The sequence below is a fragment of the Kribbella sp. NPDC050124 genome (assembly GCF_044460355.1).
GTDB lineage: Bacteria > Actinomycetota > Actinomycetes > Propionibacteriales > Kribbellaceae > Kribbella.
On the sequence record NZ_JBITJU010000002.1, the window covers coordinates 16,288 to 39,666 of the forward strand.

Consider the following 23,379-nt stretch of genomic DNA (forward strand, 5'->3'; position numbering starts at 1 on the left):
ATGCTGACCGGCGCGTCGAGCGGTGAGCGGGCCGTGCGCTGCGACGAACGGACGTGCGGTCATACGCCGCCGTCCGGCGCCCGCGGACAACTGGACCCGGCCTCACCGACCCGACAGCGGGCAGTTGGGCGCGGCGTCACCGTCCCGACCGCGGGCAACTGGGCGCGGCGTCACCGGCCCGACGACCGGCATGGGCGTTCGGCTGCTGCTGCGGGGCGGGACTATCGTCTGCGCATGCCATCGGTGTCTCCCCGGATCCAGGCGCTCGGCGCCGCCGTCCTGTGCGTGGTCGTCGCGCTCGCCGCCGCGCTGGCCGTCGACAGCCGGCTGGACCGGCACTGGATCCTGCGCGGTCTCACCCTGGCTCTGGCGCTCTGCTGTGCCGCCCTCCTGCTGACCGACCAGAATCGGCGGATCAGGCAGATCGTCACGGCGATCGGGCTGGTCATGTTCGGGCTGGTGTTCCCGGTGACGCAGACCACCTGGGCGACCCCGCCGGAGATCGACTTCGCCCTCGCAGTCGCGACCGACGCCGAGAACGCCGCGACGAAGAACGCCCGCAGTGTCGTCACCGTCGAGGACGTGAAGAATGCAGCCGAGGCCCGCGGTGGCGCCATCGGCTCGCTGAAGACCGAGCGGAGCCCACAGGTCCGCGGCGCCGACGCCTTCCCCCTGATCGTCCGCGCCAAGGCCACCGAGGGCCGCCCCTGGGCCTGCCTCTCCTTCACCAACGGCCTACAAGCCAAAATCCGCGCCTGCTGACCCACCCTGCTCACCCCAGCAACCCACCCCCCGGCCGACCTGGTGGGTTGTCTCACCACTAACGCGCTGCAGAGCCTGTTGCAAAATGGATTTGGGGCTCTCTGTCCACACCAACACGCCGCGACTTTTCTCGCCGATCGGCCGTCCGCGCTCCACTCAGACAGTGAATTCGGGGTCGATCGGCGCACTGTCCCCACTGAGCTCGATCGGTCGGTGATTCTGCAACAGGCTCTGCAACCCACCAGCGGTCAAATAGCCCGCCAGCCGGCATTCCAGCGCCCGCCACCCACCGGCTGGCGGGCCACGGGCCGGAGCGGGCCTGCTGGCGTGGAGCGGCCGCGCTGCGCGCTGGCTGTCGGGTTGTTGCACCGCTGGCGCGCTAGAACCCGCTATCGGTCACATAACCGTCAGCCGGCACGATCCATGGGCCGTCACCGCGGGCCGTCGCCGCGGGCCGCCGGCCGCCCGCCGTCCGCCGCGGGCCGCGGCCGTCCGCCGCACACTGGCCGCCGGCGGATGGCTGAGGAGGCCAGCAGTTGGCGGCGGCTTGGGTTGGTGGCGGGTGGCGGTGGGGTGGGTGGGTTAGGGGGTGGGGTTGGTGGTTAGGTGTTCGGCGCGGTCTAGGGGGTTCCAGGTGATGGGGGTGTTGTTTAGTTGGGCTTCGATTACTTCGAGGCCGGCTTGCCAGCCTGCGGAGGCTGGTCCGGCGGACTCGGGGTCGGTCAGGACGTTGGTGAAGACGAGCCGGCTGCCCTCCGCCGTGCCGGTGATCTGCCAGGTGAGGATCTCGCCGGACCATTCGTATTCGAGGACCGAGCAGGGTTCGTTGCGGAGCATTCGGCCGTTGGGGGCGGCGGTCGGGTCGTCGGCCATGCCGTAGCGGCGGTGTTGTTCGGTGGTGACGCCGAAGAAGAGGTCCGCCCCGGCTGGGCGGGAAAGGTCGACGACCGCGGGGAACCAGACGGACAGTTGGGTCGGGTCGGTGATGGCCTGCCAGACCTTCTCCGGTGGGTGGGGGAGGAGGCGGATGAAGCGGATTGCCACTCGGCCGTCGTCGGTCTCGAAGACCGTTCCACGTTGGCTGTCCATGCCGTCAATATAACCCAAAAGGCATATAGGCGGGAGCCGGTCAGCCGGAGCGCCGGCTCCCGCCTGCGGCACGTGCGCGGGTCCGCGTCGGCGCCTGGCGACCAACAGGCCCGATCGTGGTCGGCGGCCAACGATCAGGGGATCGCAACGGCGGCGTCGAACCAGGTGTTCGGGTCGCGGGGATTCCCGGCCAGCCGCAGTGTCTCGGCGACCTTGCGGAGCTTGTCCTGGTCAGGCGCGGTGGTGAGGTCCTGGATGACGACGGCCACCCCGTTGCCTTCCAGTCGGATCGCGGTCTTGGGCGGTTTCGGGCGGTCGACCGGCTCGCCGAAGGCCAGCTCGGCGATGTACCAGGCCTTCATGCCGTTGATGGTCAGGTCGGGCTTGGGCTCGGGGAAGCGCGACATCTGGTTCCAGAACTTGTCGGTGGTGACCCTGATCCGCAGGTCGTCCCCAGGCCGGGGGTCGTACGGGCGGTCGACCTTGGCGGAGCCCTTCAGGTCGCGGGGCCGGAAGCCGGTCGCGGGATCGCCATCGCTCACATCAATCGTGAAGTTCTGCCCGGACCCTTCGACCCCGGCGTCCGGGCTGCGATAGGTGATGCGATCGGGCCGCAGGCCAGAGGGCAGGTAGCCCACCTTGACCGGCGATCCGAGGGTCCGCGTCCCTGGTGAGATCGACTTCGCGATCGTCACCGCGAGCGGCTCGTTGGCCTGGTACGGCGCATCGATCTGCGGCACCTTGAGGGTCCCGAGCTCCTGCTGCGAACTGCAGGTCAGCAGCGCCCACAAGCCGTCGCCCGGTTGCCAGACCACTGTCTGCAGCGGGTCGCCCTGGATGACCCCGAGGTACCCGCGAGGCGCCGGGATGAACGGCCGGCTCAGCGTCGAGCGGACGACCCGGCCCGGCCGGCCGTTGAGGTCGACGCGAGGACTGCCGGCCGGGATCTTCACCGGGTCGAAGTCACCGTTGCGATGCACGGTGAGCAGGCAGGTGGTGATCCACGGCTTGCCGGTGAACCCGATCAACTCGTAGTCCTGGCGATTCGCCGTGTACACGCCCGGATTGACCTTCATCCCCTTCGGCACCGGCAGATCGACCCACGGCGTCCACGCCGAGTTCCGAGGCTCAGCCGTCACCGGCCTGTCGTTCCACTGACTCACGACGATCGGCCCAGCGATCGCAGCCGTAGCAGTCGCCAACGCTGTGGCGACAACGAGAGGCGTACGGCGACGTCGTACGCGGCCAAGCTTCGTGAGCAGCTCGTCAGGCGCCGGGGCCGTGCCGGCGAGGTGGTCGAAGGCGGCGCGGAGGTCTTCCTCAGTACGCATGGTTCACTTCCGAGGTCAGAGTCGGGGTGGCGAGTTCGATCCGGAGGGTCGCGAGGGCGCGCGAGGCGTGCGCGCGGACGGTGCCGGCCGAGCAGCCGAGGGTCTCGGCGATCTCGGCATCGCTCAGGCCGCCGTAGTACCGAAGGACCAGTACGGCGCGCTGCCGCCGAGGCAGCTTGGCCAGTTCGCTGATCAGAACGTCCCGATCGGCGGCCGCGTCGGCGTGGTCGGCGGTCTCCTCGGCCGGGAAGATCTCGGCTCGCGGCACGTACCGGGACCACTTGCGCCGCCAGGACAGGTACTCGTTGACCACCATCCGCCGCAGATAGGCGTCCGGATGTCCGGCGCTGGAGACACGGGACCAGTTCCGGTGCGCCTTGATCGCGACGTCCTGCACCAGGTCCTCGGCCAGGTGTCCCGAGCCGCACAACGCGGTGGCGAACCGGAGCAGTCCAGGCAGCCCCGAGCGGGTCCACTCGTCGAAGGTCACGTCCCCTCCCAGGTGCCGGCGGTCTACACCACTACAGACGACACCAGGACCCGATCTGCTGAGTCCAGTTGCTGGGCAATCGATTTCTCACAGACCCGTCCGCGACCTAAGGTCGCGGGTATGACTCTTGGGAAGCTGTCCGGAATCAGCGCGATCGTGGACGTCGAGACGCGCTCCATCAGTGCGGAGAACCCCACCGGTGAGCCCGGTCAGGGCGGCCGCCGGACCGAGGGGACCGGCGCGAAGGCGGCCCGGGATCTCGGCCAGGGCTGGAAGGTGTCGCCGTCGATCGAGATCGGCCCGGGGGAGACCGCGACGCTGGCCGACATCGCCGGCCAGGGCTGCATCACGCACATCTGGCTCACCACGCACGTCGACAACTGGCGCCGGCTGGTGCTGCGTGCGCATTGGGACGGCGACGAGGCGCCGGCGATCGAGACGCCCGTGGGCGACTTCTTCTGCTCCGGCTGGGGCAAGTTCGCCCAGGTCAACTCGCTCCCGGTCGCGGTGAACCCGAACGGCGGCTTCAACAGCTACTGGGAGATGCCGTTCCAGTCCGAGGCCAAGCTGACGCTGGAGAACACCCACGACGAGGCGGTGGTCGTGTACTTCCAGGTCGACTACTGGCTGGGCGCCGTACCGGACAACACGGCGTACCTGCACGCGCAGTGGCGGCGGAGCAACCCGCTGCCCGCCAAGACTGTGCACACCCTGCTGGACGGTGTCGAGGGTCCGGGCCACTACGTCGGCACGTACGTCGCGTGGGGCGTCAACAGCAGCGGCTGGTGGGGCGAGGGCGAGGTCAAGTTCTACCTCGACGGCGACGACGAGTTCCCGACCATCTGCGGCACCGGGACCGAGGACTACTTCGGCGGCGCGTGGAACTTCGACGTACCCCACCTCGGCGGCTACACCGAGTTCAGTACGCCGTACCTCGGCATGCCGCAGGTGATCCGGCCGGACGGGCAGTACGCCAGCCAGCAGCGGTTCGGCATGTACCGCTTCCACCTGCCAGACCCGATCCGCTTCAAGGAGAAGCTGCGCGTCGACGTCCAGGCCCTCGGCTGGCGCTCCGGCGGCCGCTACCTCCCGCTCCAGGACGACATCGCCTCGACCGCGTTCTTCTACTCGGTCAAGACCAGTACTGCGCGCCCGGAAGCGCCGGTGCACGACGCCATGGAGATCTGCTAAGGGATCGGCAACGGCTGCTCGAGTGCAGCGCCGGCGAGGACGACCAGGGCTGAGGTCCAGCCCAGGGGAGCCTCGCCGGCCGGCTGCAGGTTGCGGTTCACCTTCTCCGGCAGAGCTCCGGTGCTCGTGCGGTACTCGTTCAGCCAGTTCAGCAGCTCGCCCGCCGTAGCCCGATCCCCACGGGCCGCAGCGCTCAACGCGAACAACGCGGTCTCCGGTGTCCAGGCGACCCCATCGGTCCGCCAGTCCTCGCCCGGCGTGACCCCGCCATTCGGCTGCGTCAGTGCGGCGCGCGCCCGGTCGATCGCATGGTCGACTTCAGTACGGCGTGGCGCAAACGGTGGACCGAGCACGGTGACGATCGAGTCCGCACCGCCGCCCACCCCGATCGGCTCAAGCCCCGGTTCGAGGAAGGAAACCGCCCGCGCGGGCGTCCGCGGGTAGTCCGGTCCGAAATGCCGATCCGTTGCCTCAGACAACTTCTCCAGCGCCGCGGACCAGCGTGCGGCGTCGTCCGGATGCCGCAGCTCCGTGGCCATCCCGACCGCGGACCGCAACCCGGTGAGCAGCGGAGCCACAGTGCCGAGGGTCGGCTCCGACTCGGGGCGCTCCCAGTAGTCCGGCGACGGCCCAGGCAGGCCGTCCGGCCCGAGCTCGGTGACGATCTGGTCCGCCGACTCCCGCACCAGCTCCCAGTAGCTGCCCCCGGCCTTGCAGAACCACGTTGCCCACAGCACCCATCCCGATCCGTCGAGTTGTGCCTCGCGCCCGTCCCGGACAGCCTCCCCGCTGGACGAATAGCGAGCCTCCCAGCGACCGGTCGACGGCCTGACCCCGTCGAGGAAGTCGAGCACTCGTACGGCGTCCGCCGTACGGCCGATCGCGCAGTACGCGGCGGCGACGAAGGAGGCGTCCCGCGGCCAGACGAAGCGCCACGGACCGTCCCAGCCGGCAAGGGCCGCGCCGTTCGGCAACGTGAGGGCGTCGAGGTCGGCGATCGCGTGCTGCATCATGTCGTCGTACCGACCGTCGTCGGCGGTCAGCGTGGACGCCCCCGGCACGCCCTCCGCGACCAGCAACGGCTGGGGATTGCGCAGGAGGTTGTTCGTCGTCCCGGCGGCCAGGAACGCCAGCAGGACCGCGATCACGACGGCCGGAAACCACCGGACCCGCCGCGCGCCGTCGTCCCGCATCGTCTCCCCCTATTGAGCCAGGTGCTGCACTTCGGCCTCGAACTTGCGCCGCGGTGCGAGTTCCACCAAGTACATGGCAGACAGCACCAGGGCGCCACCCACCAGCATCCGCCACGTCACGCTCTCCGCCCCGAACAGGACGGCGAACGACGACGCGAACACCGGCTCCATTGTCATCGCGATCGCCGCGCGAGTGGGAGTGAGGTGTGCCTGAGCCCAGGTCTGGACGATCAGGGCCAGCGCTCCCGCGACGAGCGCCATGTAGAAGACGCTGACCCAGTCAGCACCCGTGCCCGGCAGAGCGAAGCCGCCCGGTACGGCGCCGATCGCGCAGACGCAGGTGATCACGACCATCTGCAGCGCGGACAGCCCGAAGGCGTTCGACGGGGTGGACCAGGCGCCCAGACCGATGATGTGCAGCGCGTACAGACCGGCCGAGGCCAGCGTGAGCAGTTCGCCGGTGCCCAGGCTGAAGCCGCGCAGCGACAGGACGCCGAGGCCGACCGTGGCGAGGAACACAGCGACCCAGGCCCAGCGGCCGATCTTGTGCCGCAGGATCACCGCGGCCAGCAGCGGCGTGAAGACGACGTACATGCCGGTGACGAAGCCGGAGACACTCGCCGAGGTGTGCCGCAGGCCCTCGGTCTGGACCAGTTGGGCGATGCCGTAGGTGATGCCGAGGGCAACCGCCCGGCCGCGGTCCAGGCGGCTGAGCCGGGCGATCGCGGGCGGGTGCACCAGGATCAGCGCGACCGAGGCGATCAGGAACCGCAACGCCAGGTAGTCGGCGACGTCCATCCTGGTGAGCAGGTCCTTGGTCAGGAAGAACGTCGATCCCCACGCCGCCGCGACCGCGAGCAGGGCCAGTACGGCGAGACGCGGGTGATTCACGCCGGACATCTCATCAGACGCCCACCGGCCGGGGCAAAACGACTAGAGAACCGTGATGACGACCTCGCTGCCCGGCTTGACCTTCTTCTTGGCGCCCGGGTTCTGGGCCGCGACGATGTTCAGGCCGAGGCCGTAGGGCGCCCGCTCCGTCTTCACCGTGAAACCTGCCTCGGTCAGGATCCGCTGCGCGTCGGCGAGCCGCTTGCCCTTGACGTTCGGGACCTCGACCAGCGGCGGGCCCTTCGACACCACCAGTTGCACCTTGTCCTTGGCGAACAGCGTGCCGGTGTTGGGGCTCTGGCTGATCACCTTACCCTCGGCGACCTTCTCGTCGTACTGGTCCGTCCGACCGACCACGAAGCCGAGCTTGCGCAGTTCCTTGCTGGCGTCGCGGTACGACTTGCCGGTCGTGTCCGGGACGGTGATCGGCCGTTTGCCCTTGCTGACCGCGAGGTTGATCGCCGTGCCGGGCTTCACGACCGTGTCGAACCTCGGGCTGAACGCGATCACCCGGCCCGCCGGCACGGTCTCGTTGTACTGCTCGTTGATCTGCCCGGTGATCAGCTTGATCGGGTCCAGCGCCCGCTTCGCCGCCTCCACGTCGAGTCCGGCGAGCTGCGGCACCCGGTACCGCTCCGGACCCTTGGAAACGGTGAGACCGATCTCACCCTCCTTGCGGATCCGGTCGCCGGGGGCGGGGTCGGTCGCCATGACGTGGCCCGTAGGCACCTCCTCGGAGAAGTCCTGGTTGGCCAGGGTCGTCCGCAACCCGGCCTTCCCGGCCTCCTCCGCGGCGACCGCCGGCTCCATGTTCACCAGGTTGGGCGTGGCGGTGTAGCGGTGGATGCCGTAGTACCAGGCCGCTGTACCGATGCCGATGGCAGCGGCCAGGATGGCGATCAGCGCGATCAGCCCACGGCCCTTCCGCTGCGGTGGCACCTGGACCCGCGCGGCACCTGTGGGCCGCCCGTTCTCCACCGGTACGACGATCGTGTCGTGCCGCAGCACCTGCCCGTCCTCCTCGGGCGCGCCGCGCGTGTAGCCGTCGTCGTACCCGCTGTCCTGGCGGATCTGCCGGATCGGCACAGTCAGGTCGCCGGTGAGTTCCGGGTCGTCCGGCAGGCCTTCGTCGAGCGCACTGCGCACTCGGCGCACCTGGCGGCTCAGCACCCGCGCGTCGGCCGGCCGCAGGTCCCGGTCCCGCGCCGTCGCGCGCTGCACGAGCGCATCGACGTACGGCGGGATGCTCGGCTGCTCCTCCGACGGCGCAGGCACGTCGGCGTGGACATGCGCGTAGGCGACCTGGATCGGGGTGTCACCGGAGTGGGGCTTGGTGCCGGTGAGCATCTCGTACAGCAGGATGCCGGACGAGTACACGTCCGAGCGGGCGTCCGCACTACCGTCAGTGACGAGCTCTGGTGCCAGATAGGACACCGTGCCCATCAGCAGGCCCTGCGTCGCGGTGTTGCCGGTCGCGCTGACCGCACGGGCCAGGCCGAAGTCCGCGACCTTCACCACGCCGTTGTCGGAGATCAGCACGTTCTCCGGCTTGATGTCGCGGTGCACGATGCCGGCGTCGTGCGCTGCCGAGAGCGCGGACAGGATCGGCGCCAGCAGGTCAAGCGCTCGAGACGGGGACAGCGGCGCCTGCTCGCGGATGACGTCACGCAGCGTGCGGCCGGGGATGTACTCCATCGCCAGGAACAGCGTGCCGTCGTCGTCGCCCTGGTCGAAGACGGCGACGACGTTCGGGTGCGAGAGGCGGGCGGCGGCGCGGGCCTCGGCCACGAACCGGCGGGCGAACTGGGCGTCGTCGCCGAGCCCGTCGTGCATCACCTTGAGCGCGACAACCCGGTCCAGCCGCATGTCGAGGGCCTGGTAGACAGTGGCCATGCCGCCCTTGGCGACGCGCGCGCCCACGCGGTACCGTCCGTCGAGCACTCGCCCGACGAGGCGGTCGCTGACCTGCGTGTCCACGTCGTCCGTCACTTGCGGTGAGCCGCCTCTCCAAGCCGTTCTGCTCTGAGAGTGTAGATAACGGCTCAGCGTGACCGTGCCAGGCGCACCGCAGTCACCGTAACGGGTCCCAGCCGCGCTCCAGCTGGGCCTTGATCCGGAGGACGTTCTTCACGTAGACCTTCGTGTCCGGGTACATCCCGTTCCGCGTCACCCCGCCCAGCCCCTGGTAGTAGCCCGCGACGGCGATGTCCAGCCGGGCCGCGCCGGTCAGCCGGTCCAGGAGGACCACGCCGGCGGTGACGTTGTCCTGCGGCCGGAGCAGGTCCAGCTTCCGCCCGACGATCGAGGAGGCGAACTGCCCGGTCGACGGGATCACCTGCATCGCCCCGACGGCGTTCGCGGGGGAGACCACCCGCTGCTTCCAGCCCGACTCCTGCCAGCTCACCGCGAGGGCGAGCTCCGGGTCGACGCCGTGCCGCTTGGCGGTGCTGACGATGAGCGTGCGCATCTGGGCCCGGGTGGGCAGCTTGCGGCTCTTCAGGATCGCCCGGTTGCGGTCGGCGCGGGCGACGATGTGGTCGGGGTAGGTGCGCCCGGCGAAGGTGTTGTTCTTCTTCTTGACCGGCGCCTTGGCCTTCGGGCGGACCTTGACCGGGACCTGCAGCGGCTTGCCGGCGTAGATGTGGTCGCCGGCGCGCAGGCCGTTGGCGGCCAGCAGGTTCGCCTGCGAGCACTTGAAGCGCTTGGCGATCTCGGACACGGTGTCGCCCGGCTTGACGACGTACGTCACCCGCCCGAGCTGGGATCGCTTCGCCGGGTGCGCCGCCGTAGTGCCTTTCTTGCCCGGCACCTTGAGCACCTCGCCGGCGTAGATCGCGTTGCCGGTGCCCGGCAGGTTGTTCAGGGCAACCAAAGTCTTGACGGTGGTGCCGTAGCGACTCGCGATGTGGCTGAGGGTGTCGCCGTTCTTCACCTGGTAGGAGCCGAAGCCCGGCGAGCCGGCGGTGATCACCGCCGCGGTCAGCACCGGTACGGCGATGCCGGTCAGTACACGTACGACGTTACGCATGTTCCATCTCCCCGTGTGAACGTCACTTGACCGTAAGTGCTGATACGGATGTGACAACAGGGGCCGATGGGGTGCTTGTTACGCCTGTAATCCAATGTTTACAATTCAAGGCTGAACTACATGCGTGTAGTTCACAAGCGGTGCTTGCTCAGAGCAACCGCTGGGTCAGAACCTGCTGCCGAGGAACGGCTTCCCGAGCTCGGGGACGACGCCGCTGCGGACCGTGTCCGCGAGGATCTGCGCGGTGATCGGCGTCAGCAGCACACCGTTGCGGTAGTGACCCGTTGCCCACAGCAACCCATCGAGCCCGGACGGTCCCAGGACCGGCGCGTTGTCCGGAGTGGCCGGCCGCAGCCCGGCGATCGCATCCACGAGCTCCAGCTCGTCCGTGACCGGCAACACGGTCCGTGCGTCCCGCAGCAACGTGTACACGCCACCGGCGAGCACTCGAGTGTCGTAGCCGAGCTCAGTACTGGTCGCACCCACCACGAGCTCACCACCAGGCCGCGGGACGAGGTACACGGAGAAGCCTCGCGCGGTCGCCCGTACGACGTGGCTCAGGGCCGGCCGATAAGCCTCCGGCACCCGCAGCCGCAGTACCTCACCCTTCACCGGACGCACAGGCGGACGCAGCTCGTGCGGTACGCCGTCCAGCTGCCCGGACCACGGTCCTGCCGCAGCGATGATGTGCCCGGCATGCACGGTGTCCCCGTTGCCCAGGCGTACGCCGACAGCCGTCGTACCGGACGTGATGACCTCGGACACGCGCTCACGGATCAGCGTGACGCCGGAGACCTCCAGCGCGCGGACGAGCGCCGCCACTGCCTGCCTGTTGTCGACCGAGTGGTCGCCCGGGACCCACACGCCGCCGGAGACGCCGGCTGCCAGCATGGGCTCGCGCTTGCGGGCGTCGCGACCAGACAGCTCCTCGACCTCGAGGCCGAGCCGTCGCTGGTAGTCGGCCAGTCGCCGGAGGGCTGCCGCGTCGTCGACGTCGTACGCGACCGAGAGCGTCCCGGTCTGGTGCAGACCGGCGGACATGCCGGTGGTGGCTTCCAGCTCGGCGGCGAACGTGGGCCACGCGGCCACACTGGCCAGGTTGAGCGCGAGCAGCTCGTCCTCGCCGTACTCGACCTCGGTGACCGGGGCCAGCATGCCGGCGGCGACGTTGGAGGTCTGGATGCCGGGTGTCGGGTCACATACCGTCACCTGGATACCGTCTGCCGCCAGCCGCCACGCGGTGGCAAGACCGATAAGCCCAGCGCCGATCACGACCACATCGGATGTCAACACAGGCATGCCACAACCCTACGACGGGGTCGGCATGGCAGGCTTGGCGGTGTGACTGAGCGCACCGAGAGACTCCATGACGCCCGGCTCTACCTGTGCACGGATGCGCGCGAGAAGCAGGGCGACCTCGAACAGTTCCTCGACGCCGCGCTGAGCGGTGGCGTGGACATCGTGCAGCTGCGTCAGAAGGAGATGGAGGCCGCCGACGAGCTGGCCGCGCTGGAGGTCTTCGCGGACGCCTGCAAGCGGCACGGCATGCTGCTCGCCGTCAACGATCGTGCGGACATCGCGTTCGCCGCCGGGGCCGACGTACTGCACCTCGGACAGCGGGACCTGCCGGTGCATGCGGCGCGGGCCGTCATCGGTCCGGAGCCGATCGTCGGGCGCTCCACGCATACGTTCAGCGAGGTGAACGCTGCGGTCGCCGAGCAGGGCTCGGACTACTTCTGCGTCGGCCCGACCTGGGAGACCCCGACCAAGCCGGGCCGCCAGGCCGCGGGGCTCGAGCTGGTCTCGTACGCGGCCAGCCGGCAGCAGTCCAAGCCGTGGTTCGCGATCGGCGGGATCGACCTCGGCCGGCTGGACGAGGTCCTTGAAGCGGGCGCTTCGCGTGTGGTCGTCGTACGAGCGATCACCGACGCGGACGACCCGGCGGCCGCGGCTGCGGAGTTCAGCAGGCGGTTGCGGAGCGCCGGGTGATCAACAACCCGAAGACCGCCCGGATCGTCGCGATCGTGGTGATCGCGATGCTGGTGATCACGCTGGCGGCCGCGCTGTTCGGGTGCAGCACGCAGGAGAAGACGAGCGGCACCGATCCGGACAGCGGTCTGACCATCGTCGCGGTGGCGGAGCTGCCGAACGAGGCGCGGGACACGCTGAAGCTGATCGACCAGGGCGGGCCGTTCCCGTACAGCCGCGACGGCGTGGTGTTCGGCAACTTCGAGAAGCTGCTGCCCCAGCAGGACCGTGGGTACTACCGGGAGTACACCGTGAAGACGCCGGGGGAGAGCGACCGCGGCGCCCGGCGGATCGTGACCGGGAAGGGTGGCGAGCGTTATTACACCGACGACCACTACACGTCGTTCCGCCGGATCGGGGCGGACGGGGGGACCGGATGACTGAGCTGCGCACGCTGCTGACCAAGGGCCTGCGCCCCGGTGTCTACCGCTGGCCGTCGGACACCACCACGGACCAGGTACGGCGTGCCGCGACCGAAGCCGGTTGGGGCTTCGTCCTGCTGGACACCAGCGAGCTGCACGACAAGTCCGGCTTCCTCGACCTGTGTGCGACCGCGTTCGACCTGCCGCGGTGGTTCGGGCGCAACTGGGACGCGCTCGCCGACTCGCTGAGCGACCGCTCCACCGGCGAGCCCGAGATCGTCCTGTGGGCCGGTCTGCACCACCTGCTGGAGCACGATCACGACACCGTCGACGTCGCGCTCCAGATCTTCACCGAGGACGTCACGGCGTCCGGTCAGCTCCGGGTGCTCATCCAGGAACACCCGGACGCCGAGACACCAGACCTACTCAGCTCACAGCCGGTCCTGTAGGCATTAGTCGCTCAGCCAACTCGGACAGCTCGTCGACGAACCACAGCGACCGACCCCGGTTGCTTTCCCGTACCCAGTCGCGCAGCGGCTTGCTGCTCGCCAGCTTGTCCGAGATGTCCCCGACCACGAGCAGCCCCATCCGGTAGTTCACGAACTTCTGCGCAATCGCCCCGGCCAGTCCGGTCCGCAGCTCGAAGAACTCGTCGCCCAGCCCAGTGGCCGGCAGCGCGACCCACTCGGCCTGGTGCTCGTAGTGCGCGGTCGCGATCAGCTGTACGGCGTCGCCCTCGTCGACCACGCCGGTGTCCGCCACGAACACCCGCACGCCGCCTAGCTCCTCAACCACGTCAGCACCCTCTCGGTCTGGGCCGGCAACACGTGTCCGGCGTCCGGTAGCAAGACGGTCGCCTCCGGCAACCGCCGTTTGGTCTCGTGCGAGTCGAGCATCCGGTCCTTCCCGCCGACGACCACGAGCAGCTCGAGCTTCTCCAGTTGCTCGTCGCTGAAGATCGGCAGCGACACCCGCCGGGGCTTGAAGTGCTCATGGATCTGCAGGGCGAAGTCGCCGTACGCCGTTGCTTCCCCTGCGGGCAACGGGCCCGCGACGAGCCGCATCGTCTGCACGATTCCCCAGCGTCCCCAGGGCAGCAGGAACAGCGCGGGCAGGTAAACCAGCAACTTCTGCCGCCCGATCCCACTCGGCGTCAGCAGCGCCAGCTTCGCCACCCGCCGCCTGATCGCGTAGTCGAGGGCGAACCAGCCACCCAGCGAAGATCCGACCATCGACACCGGCTCGGACGCGCCCAGACCTTCGAGTACGTCGTCCAGCCACTCGGCGTGATCCTCCAGCGCCGGCCGCACGTCCGCGCTCAGTCCGGGCTCACCGAGCAGGTCGACGGCGTGGACCCGGAAGTGCTCCGCCCACGCGACCACATCGCCGATCCACTCCAGCGTCGTACTGGCCGAGCCGTGCAGGAGGACGAGCGGTGGAGCGTCGGCTGGGCCGCTGCTGACCACGAACGTCTCGCCCTGGCGGGTCGCTACCAGGCGCTGCTCACTCGGCACCGGCCAGGTCGCGAGCAGCTCGCGGTAGCGCTCATGCAGAGCGTTCCGGCCGGCTACTGACTTCCAGATCATGCTATTAAAGTACCTCAAACGTCCCTATCTGACGAATTATAGGGAATTCTAAGGAAACTGCCGTAGCCTGGAGTCCCCGACGACAAGGACGCGGATGCCTCAGGAGCTGTACTCGGTCGAGCAGGTGGCGAGCCGGCTCGGCCTGCACGTCCGCACGATCCGGAACTACGTCCGCGACGGGCGCCTGAAGGCTGTCCGGATCGGGAAGCAGTACCGGATCGCCCGGGAGGACCTGGAGGCGTTCACCGGCACCAGCGCCGCCGCGCTCGAGGCCGACGAGCAGTCCCGGCACGTCGAGGCGTCGAGCATCGTGCACATCGACGCGATCGACCGCGCGGGGGCGGACCGGATCAACACGCACGTGATGGGTTCGCTCAATCAGAGCGGGATCGGCCGGCTCCGCGTGGAGACCGTGTACGACGAGGATCGCGCCGTACTCAAGGTGATCATCCTCGGCGACCTGGCCCCGACCGCCGAGCTGCTCCGCCTGATCAACCTGATGGCGACGCCTTAGAGCAGCCGCGACGTCGCGGCGATCGCCAGGTCGGCCAGGGCCTTGCGGGCGGTGTCGTCGGCCAGGGGAGCGCGGTCGAGCGCGTCCAGGGCGTCCTCGGTTCGCTCGGTGATCAGGTCCTCGCAAGCCTGCACCGCGCGCGAGTCCTGCAGGATCTCGCGCAGCAGCTGGATCTCGTCGTCGTCCAGGTCCGGGCGCCCGAACAGCCGGTCGAACTCGGCCAGCTGCACCTCCGACGCGTGGTCGACCGCGTACGCCACCAGCACGGTCCGCTTGCCCTCACGCAGGTCGTCTCCGGCCGGCTTGCCGGTCAGCGCCGGGTCACCGAACACCCCGAGCAGGTCGTCGCGCAGCTGGAACGCCTCGCCCACGGGCAGCCCGTACGCCGACAGCGCCTCGACCAACCGCCGGTCGCCACCGGCCAGCGCAGCGCCGATGTGCAGTGGCCGCTCGACCGTGTACGTCGCGGACTTGTACCGCAGCACCCGCAGTGCCTGGTCCATGTCGGACACACCGCTCGCCTGCGCAACCAGGTCGAGGTACTGACCCGCAGTCACCTCGACCCGCACAGCGTCGAAGAACTTGGACGCGCGGGCCAGCGCCGCCGCGTCGAAGCCGGACGTGTGCAGCATCTCGTCGGCCCAGATCAGGCACAGGTCGCCGAGCAGGATGGCTGCGCCGACGCCGAAGCGCTCCGGATCGCCGCCGAGCCCGGACGCCTCGGACCGGGCCCGCTGCAGGGCCTCGAAGCGACGGTGGGCGGCCGGCGCGCCACGTCGTACGTCGGAGGAGTCCATCACGTCGTCGTGCACCAGGGCGCTGACGTGCAGCATCTCCAGGCTGGCCGCTGCGGTCAGGATCGGCTGCGCCGACGGTGTTCCTGGGGTTACCTGGCCGCCCGCGGCCCGGAAACCCCAGTAGCAGAAGGCGGGCCGCAGCCGCTTGCCGCCGCTGGTCGCGTCCCGCGCGGCCTGCACCTGTTCGGTCAGCTCCGGCCCGATCGCCTCCAGCCGCTGCTGCTGCAGGTCGAGGAAACCGGTCAGCGCGCGCTGTACCTCAGCCGGGATGTCCACATCGCCATACACGTCTCGGAGCGTAGTCGGTGGCGGCGCGCAAGTATCACGCAGGGGACACCGCGGGTAACCTGTCGGAATGGCGAACGGTCTCCCTTCGACGCTTCCCGGCGGCACGCCGACGATCCGTGAGCTGCTTGCGAGCGGACACCGTTCGTTCTCGTTCGAGTTCTTCCCGCCGAAGACGCCCGAGGCCGAGGAGGTGCTGTGGCGCTCGATCCGCGAGATCGAGCAGCTCCGGCCGACCTTCGTCTCGATCACGTACGGTGCCGGCGGGACCACCCGGGACGGCACTATCCGGGTCACCGAGCGGGTGGCCCAGGACACGTCGCTCACGCCGCTCGGCCACCTCACCTGTGTCGCCCACTCCCGCGACGAGCTCCGCTCGGTGATCGGTGCGTACGCCGGTGCCGGCGTCCGGAACATGCTCGCCCTGCGCGGCGACCCGCCGGGCGGTCCGAACCAGCCGTGGGTCGCGCACCCGGAAGGCATGAACCACGCGATCGAGCTGGTCGAGCTGATCCGCTCGCTGGGTGACTTCTGCGTCGGTGTGGCGGCGTTCCCGGACAAGCATCCGGAGGCGGTGTCGCTGGAGGCCGACGCGCAGGTGCTCGCGGCGAAGGCCGCCGCCGGTGCGGACTACGCGATCACCCAGATGTTCTTCGGCGCGGACGACTACTTCCGGCTGGTCGAGCGCGCTGCCGAGCTGGGCTGCGACATCCCGGTGCTGCCGGGCGTCATGCCGGTCACCAACATCAAGCAGATCCAGCGGATGGCGGAGCTGACCGGGATGGCGTTGCCGAAGGCCGTCACCGACCGGCTGCTCGCGGTCGAGGACGAGCCGTCCGCGGTGCGCGAGGTCGGCATCGAGATCGCCACCGAGCTGTGCGAGCGGCTGCTCGCGGGTGGTGCGCCGGGGATCCACTTCATCACCCTGAACAGGTCCACGGCGACCCGGCAGGTGTTCCTCAACCTGCGCTCGTCCGTCGTGTCCTGAACCCGGCTTCCCGCCGTATCCTGTGCGGATGGCTGACCCGTCGGATCTGCTGATCGACCGCACGCTCGTCCTGCTCCGGCACTCGAAGGCGGTGCCGCACGAATCGATGCCGGACCCGGAGCGCCCGCTGGCCGACCGGGGCCGGGCCGACGCCCGCGCGGCCGGCCGCTACCTCGTTGCGCAAGGCATCGAAGCGGACCTGGTGCTGTGCTCGCCCTCGCAGCGCACCCGGGAGACCTGGCAGTACGCCGCCGAGGCCGGCGCGACCGCGGCCGACATCTGGTACGACCGCCGCATCTACAACGCCGACTCCGACGAGCTGCTCGACGTCATCCGGGAGGCCCCGGCCGACGCCCGCACGGTGATCCTGGTCGGACACGCCCCCGGCGTACCGTGGCTGGCCGACGAGCTCGCTCTGGACGGCACCAGTCCGGAGCGCGTCGAGCTGACGCAGAAGTACCCGACCAGCGGCCTGGCCGTCCTGCACCTGACCTGCCGCTGGTCGGACCTGTCCGCCGACGACGCCGACCTGGTCTCGTACGTCGTCCCGCGCGGCTAAGGCAACCAGTTGGTCGTGCTGTTGACCGTGACCAGGCGTTGAGTTGCTCTGGTCAGCACGACGTACAGGGCGCGTACGCCGCCCAGTGTGTCGCTGACGATCCGGTCCGGTTCCACCACGACCACTGCGTCGTACTCGAGGCCCTTTGACTCCAAGGGGCTCACTGCAACGACGCGTGGGTCGCCCAGCTCGGCGAGCACCGGGTCGACGGACGGTCGCAGCTTCGGTGGCACGATCACGCCGACCGTTCCCTCGACCAGCTGGAGCAACTCGACGGCCGCGTCTCCCGCCGCCTCGGCAACCTTGCCGTGGTCAACGACCCGGTGCTCGGGCTCCACACCGGTACGGCGTACGGCGTCGGGCAGATCCGCATCGGGCAGGGTCTGCCGGATCACGTCACCGGCGAACGCGTAGATCTCGGCCGAGTTCCGGTAGTTGGTGGACAGCCGGAACGAGTGCCGCTGCAGGTGCGACAGCATCGAGTCCATCGCCGCCCGCGCCTCGTCCGGATCCGGCCACGAGCTCTGCGCCGGGTCGCCGACGATCGTCCAGCTCGCCTGCGGGCCACGGCGGGTCACCATCCGCCACTGCATTGGGGAGAGGTCCTGCGCTTCGTCGACGAGGACGTGCGCGTACTCCTCCGGCTCCTCCGCCTCTCTGGCGGCGACAGCCCGGGCCCGGCGCTCTGACGTGGTCAGCACCTCGTTGACGCCGTCCGACAGGCCCTCCAGCCAGTCGAACTCCTCGTCCTTCACCTCTGCGACGGGTACGCGTCCCAGCAGAGCGCCCAACTCGTCCAGCAGGGCGACATCGGCAATGGTGAACTCGTCCGTGCCACTGATCGCTGCAGCGAGTGAGTCGACCTCAGCGGGGGCGAGGTCGTTGCGTGCCCAGCGCTGCAGCCGCCTCGGGTCACCGAGCCATCGCAGCACCGACTCCGGCGTCAGCACTGGCCACCACTGGCCGAAGAACGTCCGGAACGCAGGCGTGTCGGTCACCTGGTCTCCGAACGCCTCCCGGTCGCCGTACACGCCGTTGCGCAGGTCGTCAGGGAACCGCTGCCACAGCGCGGCCACCAGGCCCTTGCGGGCTTCGGCAGCGGCCCTGTTGCGAGGCGTCCGGCGCAGCGCGTTCCGCCGTACGTTGTCCAGCTGGTTGGCGTCCAGCTCGATCGTGGCTCCGCCGACGAAGACCCGCATCGTCGTGGGCGCGTTGGGCACCCTGTCGCGGGCAGCACGCGACAGCACGCCGCGCATCCGCAGGGAGCCTTTGATCGCGGCTGCGTCGGCCTCGTCGACCGCAGTGGCCTTGATGCCGTCCACCAGCTCGCCCACAGCGCGCAGCGACACGGTGTTCTCACCAAGGCTCGGCAGCACTCGCTCGATGTATGCCATGAACGCAGCGGACGGTCCGACGACCAGTACGCCGCCACGCTCGAAGCGCCTGCGGTCGCTGTAGAGCAGGTACGCCGCGCGGTGCAGAGCGACCACGGTCTTGCCGGTGCCCGGCCCACCGCCGATCACGGTCACGCCACGGGCAGGAGCCCGGATCGCCTTGTCCTGCTCGGCCTGGATGGTGGCGACGATGTCCCGCATGGTGTGACCACGGGCGCGTGACAGCGACGCCATCAGCGCGCCCTCACCCATGACCGGCAGGTCCTCGGGTGCCCGCTCCGGCGCCAGCAGGTCGTCCTCCAGCCCGATGATCCGCGGGCCCTTGTTCCGCAGCACGCGGCGCCGGACGACCTTGAGCCGGTCGGTGGCCGTGGCCCGGTAGAACGGCTCGGCGGCCGGGGCGCGCCAGTCGATCACCAGCGGCTCGTACTCCGCGTCGCGGACACCGATCCGGCCGACGTACCGCTTCTCCAGGTCCGCGGCGGCGTCCGCGGCCGGCTGGTCGTCACCGCGGTCGGAGTCGAGCCGGCCGAAGACGAGTCCCTCGTGCTCGGCGTCCAGCTCGGCAATCCGGCGAGCCGCCGCGAACACCAGCACGTCCCGCTCGTACAGACCGGTCTGCTCCTCCTCGCGGACCCGGCCGACGTTCTGCGCCTGTCCGCGTTGGTGGCCTTCGACCGCGATCCTGGACGCCGACCTGGCCGCCTCCGCGACCCGCTCGTACACCCGGTCGACGTGTTGCTGCTCAGCCGACAGCTCAGCGCGCTCGACGTTCTCGTGATCGGCCGACGTGGGGGATTGATCCACCGAGGTCCTCTCTACTGCCGGGCACCCATCCCGACATGACACACATGAACAATCAATCCTACGTGCGCCGGTTGGCCGAAACCCAACCAGGTCTCAGGCTTTTCCGACCGCGTCCGCCACGATGGCCGCACCCAGAGTCGTGGCCGGCACGCCGGACCCCGGATGAGCTCCCGCGCCGACGCAGTACAGGCCCTTGACCGGCGACACGTTGGCAGCCCGTCGGCGGGCCGTGCGGTACCCCTCCCACGCCACACCCGCCCACCAGGACGGCGATGTCTGCCGTGACACCACCTTGTCCCGGATGTGCAGCCCACGCGCGACCAGGAGGTCCAGTACGTCGTCTGTCGGGTAGCCGTGCACCAGCACGGACCACGCCTGGTGCCCGGCCGGTGCCTGTCCACCGGTCCGTACGACGACGGTCGGCGTACCGTGCAGCACTGTCTCGAACGGCAGGCTCGGCACGGGCTCCTGCAGGCCCAGGTGTACGACGTAGGCAGCTTGCGCCTGGTGCGTCGACTGCACTCTCTTGCGCACCTTCTTGGCCACCGGGTCGTCCACCAGTTGCTCGTAGAGCACACGCGGGTCGATGTCGCTCACCACGATGTCCGCAGCAAGCGCACTCCCATCAGCCAGCCGTACGCCGGTCACACTGCCGTCCGACGTGGTCACTGCGACAACCTCGGCGCCGGTCCGGACGTCCACCTTCCGTTCACTCGTTCGTTGCGCCAGCGCGTCCGCGAGCGCAGCGAAGCCGCCCTCGATCGTCCAGCGGCCGAACGTGCGCTCCAGGTACGACCAGACACCGACGTACCCCGGTGTGAGCTTCGCGTCCGATCCACCTTGTGCTGCGTAGTGCCGCAGTACTGCGCGTGCCCTGTCGTCATCCAGTTGGCGTTGCGCGACCCGCTCCAGTGACTGCCAGGGCTTGAGTGCTCTGACCGCGCCGATGGGCAGCTTGTCCTTCAGCGGCGGCTCCAGTGACGTCTTGCGCAGTACCTGCCAGGTTTCGCCGTAGCCGTCGACCAGTGCGGTCCACTGTTGGGCCGCCTTTTCTCCGGCTAGGTCCGCCCAGGCCTGTTGCTGCTCACCGCGGTCGGCGATCGGCAGGTCGAGCACCGAGCCGTCACCGAACATGTGCCGCCGCGGCTCGGTCACTGGCTCCAACTGAACCAGGCTCTCGATCGGGCGGCCGCTCTTGCGGAACAGGTCGCGCAGGGCGGCCGGGAGCGTCGTACTGGCTGCGCCTGCGTCCCAGCTGAAGCCGTCTGCTTCGATGCGGCCCAGCACTCCGCCGAGACGCTCGTCACGCTCGCAAATGGTGACCTGGTGACCCAGCTTGGCCAGACGGACCGCACTGGCGAGACCGGCCAGACCAGCCCCGATGACTATCACTCGCGCCATTAGATCGCACTGCTCCGAGCCGTCGGGGTGCCGCGTCTCTCCCGCCAGGCCTTGAACCTGGCCCAACCGCGTCTGATGAACCGGAAGGCGATGTACACGCCGATGAGGCCGAGTAGCAGCAGGACGCCCGCGATGATGAGCGCGGCCTCCGGATGGAACGCGGCCAGCGTCACCACACCGGCGACCGCGACGTCCTCACCGGACGACGCGGCGATGTTGGTGACCGGCTCGGGGGAGGTGTTGATCGCCAGCCGCAGGCTCGACTTCACCGCGTGCGAGAGCAGCGCGACCAGGCCGCCGGCGGTGGCGATCGCGGCCTGCTCCAGCGTGCTCGCCGCACCGGACAGCAGCGCGGCGATGATCGCGCCGACGGTCGGCCGGATCACCGTCGAGATCGCGTCCCACGCCGAGTCGACGTACGGGATCTTGTCGGCGACGAACTCGAACGCGAACAGCACCCCGGCGACGATCAGCACGCCGTTGCTGGTCAATGCCTCCGGCACGTCGTCGGCGCCCGCGAACCGGCCGAGCAGGCCGAGGATCAGCACGCAGGCGTAGGCGTTGATCCCGCTCGCCCAGCCGGTCGTGAACGCCAACGGCAACGCTTCCATCGTCCTGCTCCCGTAACCCTCTGTCGCCACCGCTGCTGTCAGTATTGAACCTTTTGTGGCGAGTTTTGGTTAACCGTTGACTTCCGAGTCGCCTCGACTCACAGTGATCAGGCTGCCAGTCTGTGTGACCGGCATCCCCGCCGTCGGTTCAGGAGAACATCATGCGTCGTCGTCCGAAGATTCTCGCCGCATTGGCTGCGGTAGCGCTGGCCATCACCGTGACCGGCGTGTCGTCGAGCGGTCCACCCGCGTCCGCGTCGACACCAGATCCGTCCGCCTCTCCCTACAGCGCGGCTGCGGCGAAGTACGGCGTACCGGAGTCGGTGCTCCTGGCCGTGTCGTACGCGGAGACGCGCTGGGACGACCACCAGGGCGCGTCGAGCACCGACGGCGGCTACGGGCCGATGCACCTGACCGCTGTGGACCCCACCGCGGTCGTGGACCTCTCCGGCAAGCGCAAGGTCGCGAAGGCCGAGTCTCTGCGGACGCTCTACAAGGCGTCCGAGCTGACCGGGCTGGACCCGGTTGCCTTGCGCAATGAGACCGCCGCGAACGTCGAAGGCGGTGCGGCACTGCTGGCGTCGTACCAACGAAACCTCGGCCTCCCGGTTGGCTCCGACACCTCGGCGGCGCAGTGGTACGGCGCTGTGGCGTCGTACGCGGAGGCCGCGGACCGTGCAGCCGCGTCGGCCTTCGCGGACGACGTCTACGCGATCATGGCGCGCGGCGCGGCCCGTACGACGAACACCGGGCAGCAGGTCGTGATGCCTGCCGTGGCTGTCACGCCGGACAAGTCGCAGGTGAGCAAGCTGGCGCTGCCGGCTGGCGTTGCGGCTGAGAGCTCCGGAGTGGAGTGCCCGGAGTCTCTCGCGTGCGAGTGGCTGCCGGCGCCGTACCAGGACCTGGGTGGTGGCGACTACGGCAACCACGACCTCGCGAACCGGCCCAAGACCGGCAAGATCGACTACATCATCGTGCACGACACCGAGGGCGGCTGGCAGGGCACGCTCAACCTGGTGCAGGACCCGACGTACGTGAGTTGGCAGTACACGATGCGCTCGTCCGACGGCTACACCTGGCAGCACGTGAAGGCCGACGACGTCGCCTGGCACGCCGGCAACTGGTACGTGAACATGCACAGCATCGGCATCGAGCACGAGGGCTTCGCGGCTCAGGGCGCGACCTGGTACACCGAGTCGCTCTACCGCAACTCGGCCAAGCTGGTGCGCTACCTGGCCGCCAAGAACAACATCCCGCTCGACCGGGCGCACATCATCGGCCACGACCAGATCCCGGGCACGCTCCCGAGCACCGTCCGCGGCATGCACTGGGACCCGGGACCGTACTGGGACTGGGAGCACTACTTCGACCTGCTGGGCGCGCCGATCTGGGGCAAGTCCGTGTTCCCGGTGAAGGCGGGCTCGATCGTCACCATCAAGCCCGGGTTCGCTGACAACGTGCAGGTGCTGACCAACTGCACCGGTGCGGGCACCACGTGCACCCCGCAGGGCACCAACTTCGTCTACCTGCGACAGGCGCCGGACGACGCGGCTCCGCTGGTCAAGGACATCGGTCTGCGTCCGGACGGCTCCGCCAGCACCACTGTGGTGTCCGACATCGGCGCACGGGCGGCTGCGGGTTCGCAGTACGTCGTGGCTCAGCGGCAGGGCGACTGGGTGGCGGTCTGGTACCTCGGTGCGCTCGCGTGGTTCAAGAGTCCGGCATCGGCGCCGGATGCGTTCGCCAAGCCAGGTCTCGTGGTGAAGCCGAAGGCAGGTAAGGCGTCGGTGCCGGTGTATGGACGGGCCTACCCCGAGCAGTCGGCGTACCCGGCGGGCATCCCGTACCAGGTGGTCACGCCGCTGCAGTACTCGATCGGGGAGGGTCAGGCCTACCCGGTGGGCGACCCGTCCATCGAGACCGACTACTACCGCGCCGTCACCTTCGCCGGTGAGCCGCCGACCGACCACGTCCAGGTGCTCGGCAACGACCGGTACTACCAGATCTGGTTCGGCCACCGGATGGCCTACGTCCGGGCGGCAGATGTGGACCTGAAGCCTGCTGTCTAAGCT

The 23,379-nt window shown here is 69.4% G+C and carries 23 protein-coding genes; 9 read left to right on the forward strand and 14 right to left on the reverse strand.

The genetic code is table 11. The features are described 5' to 3' along the window. The first annotated feature begins 234 nt into the window (after nt 1–234). Nucleotides 235–762, forward strand: a complete 528-nt coding sequence (locus ACIBL3_RS07000; protein WP_396352334.1) for a hypothetical protein — start codon at nt 235–237, stop codon at nt 760–762. Between the two features lie 582 nt (nt 763–1,344). On the opposite strand, the gene ACIBL3_RS07005 is transcribed toward ACIBL3_RS07000, so the two are convergent. The 3 genes from ACIBL3_RS07005 to ACIBL3_RS07015 all read right to left on the reverse strand — a co-directional run bounded on the left by ACIBL3_RS07005 (nt 1,345) and on the right by ACIBL3_RS07015 (nt 3,672). Then, nucleotides 1,345–1,851 (reverse strand): SRPBCC domain-containing protein, encoded by a 507-nt coding sequence (locus ACIBL3_RS07005; protein ID WP_396352335.1) that lies wholly within the window; start codon nt 1,849–1,851, stop codon nt 1,345–1,347. Nucleotides 1,852–1,985: 134 nt separating this feature from the next. Further along, nucleotides 1,986–3,182 carry a hypothetical protein gene (locus ACIBL3_RS07010; RefSeq protein ID WP_396352336.1) on the reverse strand — a complete coding sequence of 399 codons (1,197 nt, stop codon included), beginning with the start codon at nt 3,180–3,182 and terminating at the stop codon, nt 1,986–1,988. Continuing rightward, entirely contained in the window at nt 3,172–3,672 is a 501-nt protein-coding gene (locus ACIBL3_RS07015; RefSeq protein ID WP_396352337.1) for a SigE family RNA polymerase sigma factor, read from the reverse strand. The genes ACIBL3_RS07010 and ACIBL3_RS07015 overlap by 11 nt, the downstream gene beginning before the upstream one ends. A 120-nt stretch (nt 3,673–3,792) precedes the next feature. On the opposite strand from ACIBL3_RS07015, the gene ACIBL3_RS07020 reads away from it, so the two are divergent. Then, nucleotides 3,793–4,863, forward strand: coding sequence for a glycoside hydrolase family 172 protein (locus tag ACIBL3_RS07020; RefSeq protein ID WP_396352338.1), 1,071 nt, complete (start codon nt 3,793–3,795; stop codon nt 4,861–4,863). Here ACIBL3_RS07020 and ACIBL3_RS07025 read toward each other — a convergent pair. The 5 genes from ACIBL3_RS07025 to thiO form a co-directional block, all read right to left on the reverse strand. Continuing rightward, nucleotides 4,860–6,056 carry a glucoamylase gene (locus ACIBL3_RS07025; RefSeq protein WP_396352339.1) on the reverse strand — a complete coding sequence of 399 codons (1,197 nt, stop codon included), beginning with the start codon at nt 6,054–6,056 and terminating at the stop codon, nt 4,860–4,862. The genes ACIBL3_RS07020 and ACIBL3_RS07025 overlap by 4 nt on opposite strands. 9 nt (nt 6,057–6,065) lie before the next feature. After that, nucleotides 6,066–6,947: a DMT family transporter gene (locus ACIBL3_RS07030; protein ID WP_396352340.1), complete on the reverse strand. Its 882-nt coding sequence runs from the start codon at nt 6,945–6,947 to the stop codon at nt 6,066–6,068. A 42-nt stretch (nt 6,948–6,989) separates the two neighbouring features. Beyond that, a complete protein-coding gene (gene pknB, locus ACIBL3_RS07035; RefSeq protein WP_396352341.1) occupies nt 6,990–8,936 on the reverse strand; it encodes a Stk1 family PASTA domain-containing Ser/Thr kinase in 1,947 nt (648 codons plus the stop codon). 82 nt (nt 8,937–9,018) lie between these two features. After that, nucleotides 9,019–9,975, reverse strand: a complete 957-nt coding sequence (locus ACIBL3_RS07040; protein WP_396352342.1) for a LysM peptidoglycan-binding domain-containing protein — start codon at nt 9,973–9,975, stop codon at nt 9,019–9,021. Between the two features lie 165 nt (nt 9,976–10,140). After that, nucleotides 10,141–11,274, reverse strand: a complete 1,134-nt coding sequence (gene thiO, locus ACIBL3_RS07045) for a glycine oxidase ThiO (protein WP_396352343.1) — start codon at nt 11,272–11,274, stop codon at nt 10,141–10,143. A gap of 42 nt (nt 11,275–11,316) precedes the next feature. On the opposite strand from thiO, the gene thiE reads away from it, so the two are divergent. The 3 genes from thiE to ACIBL3_RS07060 are packed head-to-tail and all read left to right on the forward strand — an operon-like array spanning nt 11,317 to nt 12,814. Then, a complete protein-coding gene (gene thiE / locus ACIBL3_RS07050) occupies nt 11,317–11,964 on the forward strand; it encodes a thiamine phosphate synthase (protein ID WP_396352344.1) in 648 nt (215 codons plus the stop codon). Then, the gene (locus ACIBL3_RS07055; RefSeq protein WP_396352345.1) at nt 11,961–12,383 is read left to right on the forward strand and encodes a ribonuclease domain-containing protein; all 423 of its coding nucleotides are present in this window, start codon (nt 11,961–11,963) and stop codon (nt 12,381–12,383) included. The genes thiE and ACIBL3_RS07055 overlap by 4 nt, the downstream gene beginning before the upstream one ends. Next, nucleotides 12,380–12,814: a barstar family protein gene (locus ACIBL3_RS07060; RefSeq protein ID WP_396352346.1), complete on the forward strand. Its 435-nt coding sequence runs from the start codon at nt 12,380–12,382 to the stop codon at nt 12,812–12,814. Before ACIBL3_RS07055 ends, ACIBL3_RS07060 begins: the two co-directional genes overlap by 4 nt. Here ACIBL3_RS07060 and ACIBL3_RS07065 read toward each other — a convergent pair. After that, a complete protein-coding gene (locus tag ACIBL3_RS07065) occupies nt 12,792–13,160 on the reverse strand; it encodes a DUF4180 domain-containing protein (RefSeq protein ID WP_396352347.1) in 369 nt (122 codons plus the stop codon). The genes ACIBL3_RS07060 and ACIBL3_RS07065 overlap by 23 nt on opposite strands. After that, nucleotides 13,145–13,951, reverse strand: coding sequence for an alpha/beta fold hydrolase (locus ACIBL3_RS07070; protein WP_396352348.1), 807 nt, complete (start codon nt 13,949–13,951; stop codon nt 13,145–13,147). The genes ACIBL3_RS07065 and ACIBL3_RS07070 overlap by 16 nt, the downstream gene beginning before the upstream one ends. Nucleotides 13,952–14,045: 94 nt before the next feature. On the opposite strand from ACIBL3_RS07070, the gene ACIBL3_RS07075 reads away from it, so the two are divergent. Then, entirely contained in the window at nt 14,046–14,465 is a 420-nt protein-coding gene (locus ACIBL3_RS07075) for a helix-turn-helix domain-containing protein (protein ID WP_396352349.1), read from the forward strand. On the opposite strand, the gene ACIBL3_RS07080 is transcribed toward ACIBL3_RS07075, so the two are convergent. Further along, nucleotides 14,462–15,550: a polyprenyl synthetase family protein gene (locus tag ACIBL3_RS07080; protein WP_396352350.1), complete on the reverse strand. Its 1,089-nt coding sequence runs from the start codon at nt 15,548–15,550 to the stop codon at nt 14,462–14,464. The genes ACIBL3_RS07075 and ACIBL3_RS07080 overlap by 4 nt on opposite strands. Before the next feature lie 67 nt (nt 15,551–15,617). Between ACIBL3_RS07080 and metF the strand changes: the two genes are divergently transcribed. Both metF and ACIBL3_RS07090 read left to right on the forward strand, forming a co-directional pair. Then, nucleotides 15,618–16,535, forward strand: coding sequence for a methylenetetrahydrofolate reductase [NAD(P)H] (gene metF / locus ACIBL3_RS07085; protein WP_396352351.1), 918 nt, complete (start codon nt 15,618–15,620; stop codon nt 16,533–16,535). A 28-nt stretch (nt 16,536–16,563) separates the two neighbouring features. Further along, nucleotides 16,564–17,094, forward strand: a complete 531-nt coding sequence (locus tag ACIBL3_RS07090; RefSeq protein WP_396352352.1) for a SixA phosphatase family protein — start codon at nt 16,564–16,566, stop codon at nt 17,092–17,094. Here the strand turns inward: ACIBL3_RS07090 and ACIBL3_RS07095 are convergent. From ACIBL3_RS07095 to ACIBL3_RS07105, 3 genes are all read right to left on the reverse strand, one after another. Further along, a complete protein-coding gene (locus tag ACIBL3_RS07095) occupies nt 17,091–19,295 on the reverse strand; it encodes a HelD family protein (protein WP_396352353.1) in 2,205 nt (734 codons plus the stop codon). The two genes, ACIBL3_RS07090 and ACIBL3_RS07095, sit on opposite strands and share 4 nt — an antisense overlap. A 93-nt stretch (nt 19,296–19,388) precedes the next feature. Continuing rightward, entirely contained in the window at nt 19,389–20,696 is a 1,308-nt protein-coding gene (locus ACIBL3_RS07100) for a phytoene desaturase family protein (RefSeq protein WP_396352354.1), read from the reverse strand. Then, nucleotides 20,696–21,307, reverse strand: a complete 612-nt coding sequence (locus ACIBL3_RS07105) for a DUF4126 domain-containing protein (protein ID WP_396352355.1) — start codon at nt 21,305–21,307, stop codon at nt 20,696–20,698. The genes ACIBL3_RS07100 and ACIBL3_RS07105 overlap by 1 nt, the downstream gene beginning before the upstream one ends. A 161-nt stretch (nt 21,308–21,468) precedes the next feature. Here ACIBL3_RS07105 and ACIBL3_RS07110 point away from each other — a divergent pair, with 161 nt between their 5' ends. Then, nucleotides 21,469–23,376 carry an N-acetylmuramoyl-L-alanine amidase gene (locus ACIBL3_RS07110; protein ID WP_396352356.1) on the forward strand — a complete coding sequence of 636 codons (1,908 nt, stop codon included), beginning with the start codon at nt 21,469–21,471 and terminating at the stop codon, nt 23,374–23,376. Nucleotides 23,377–23,379: the final 3 nt, after the last annotated feature.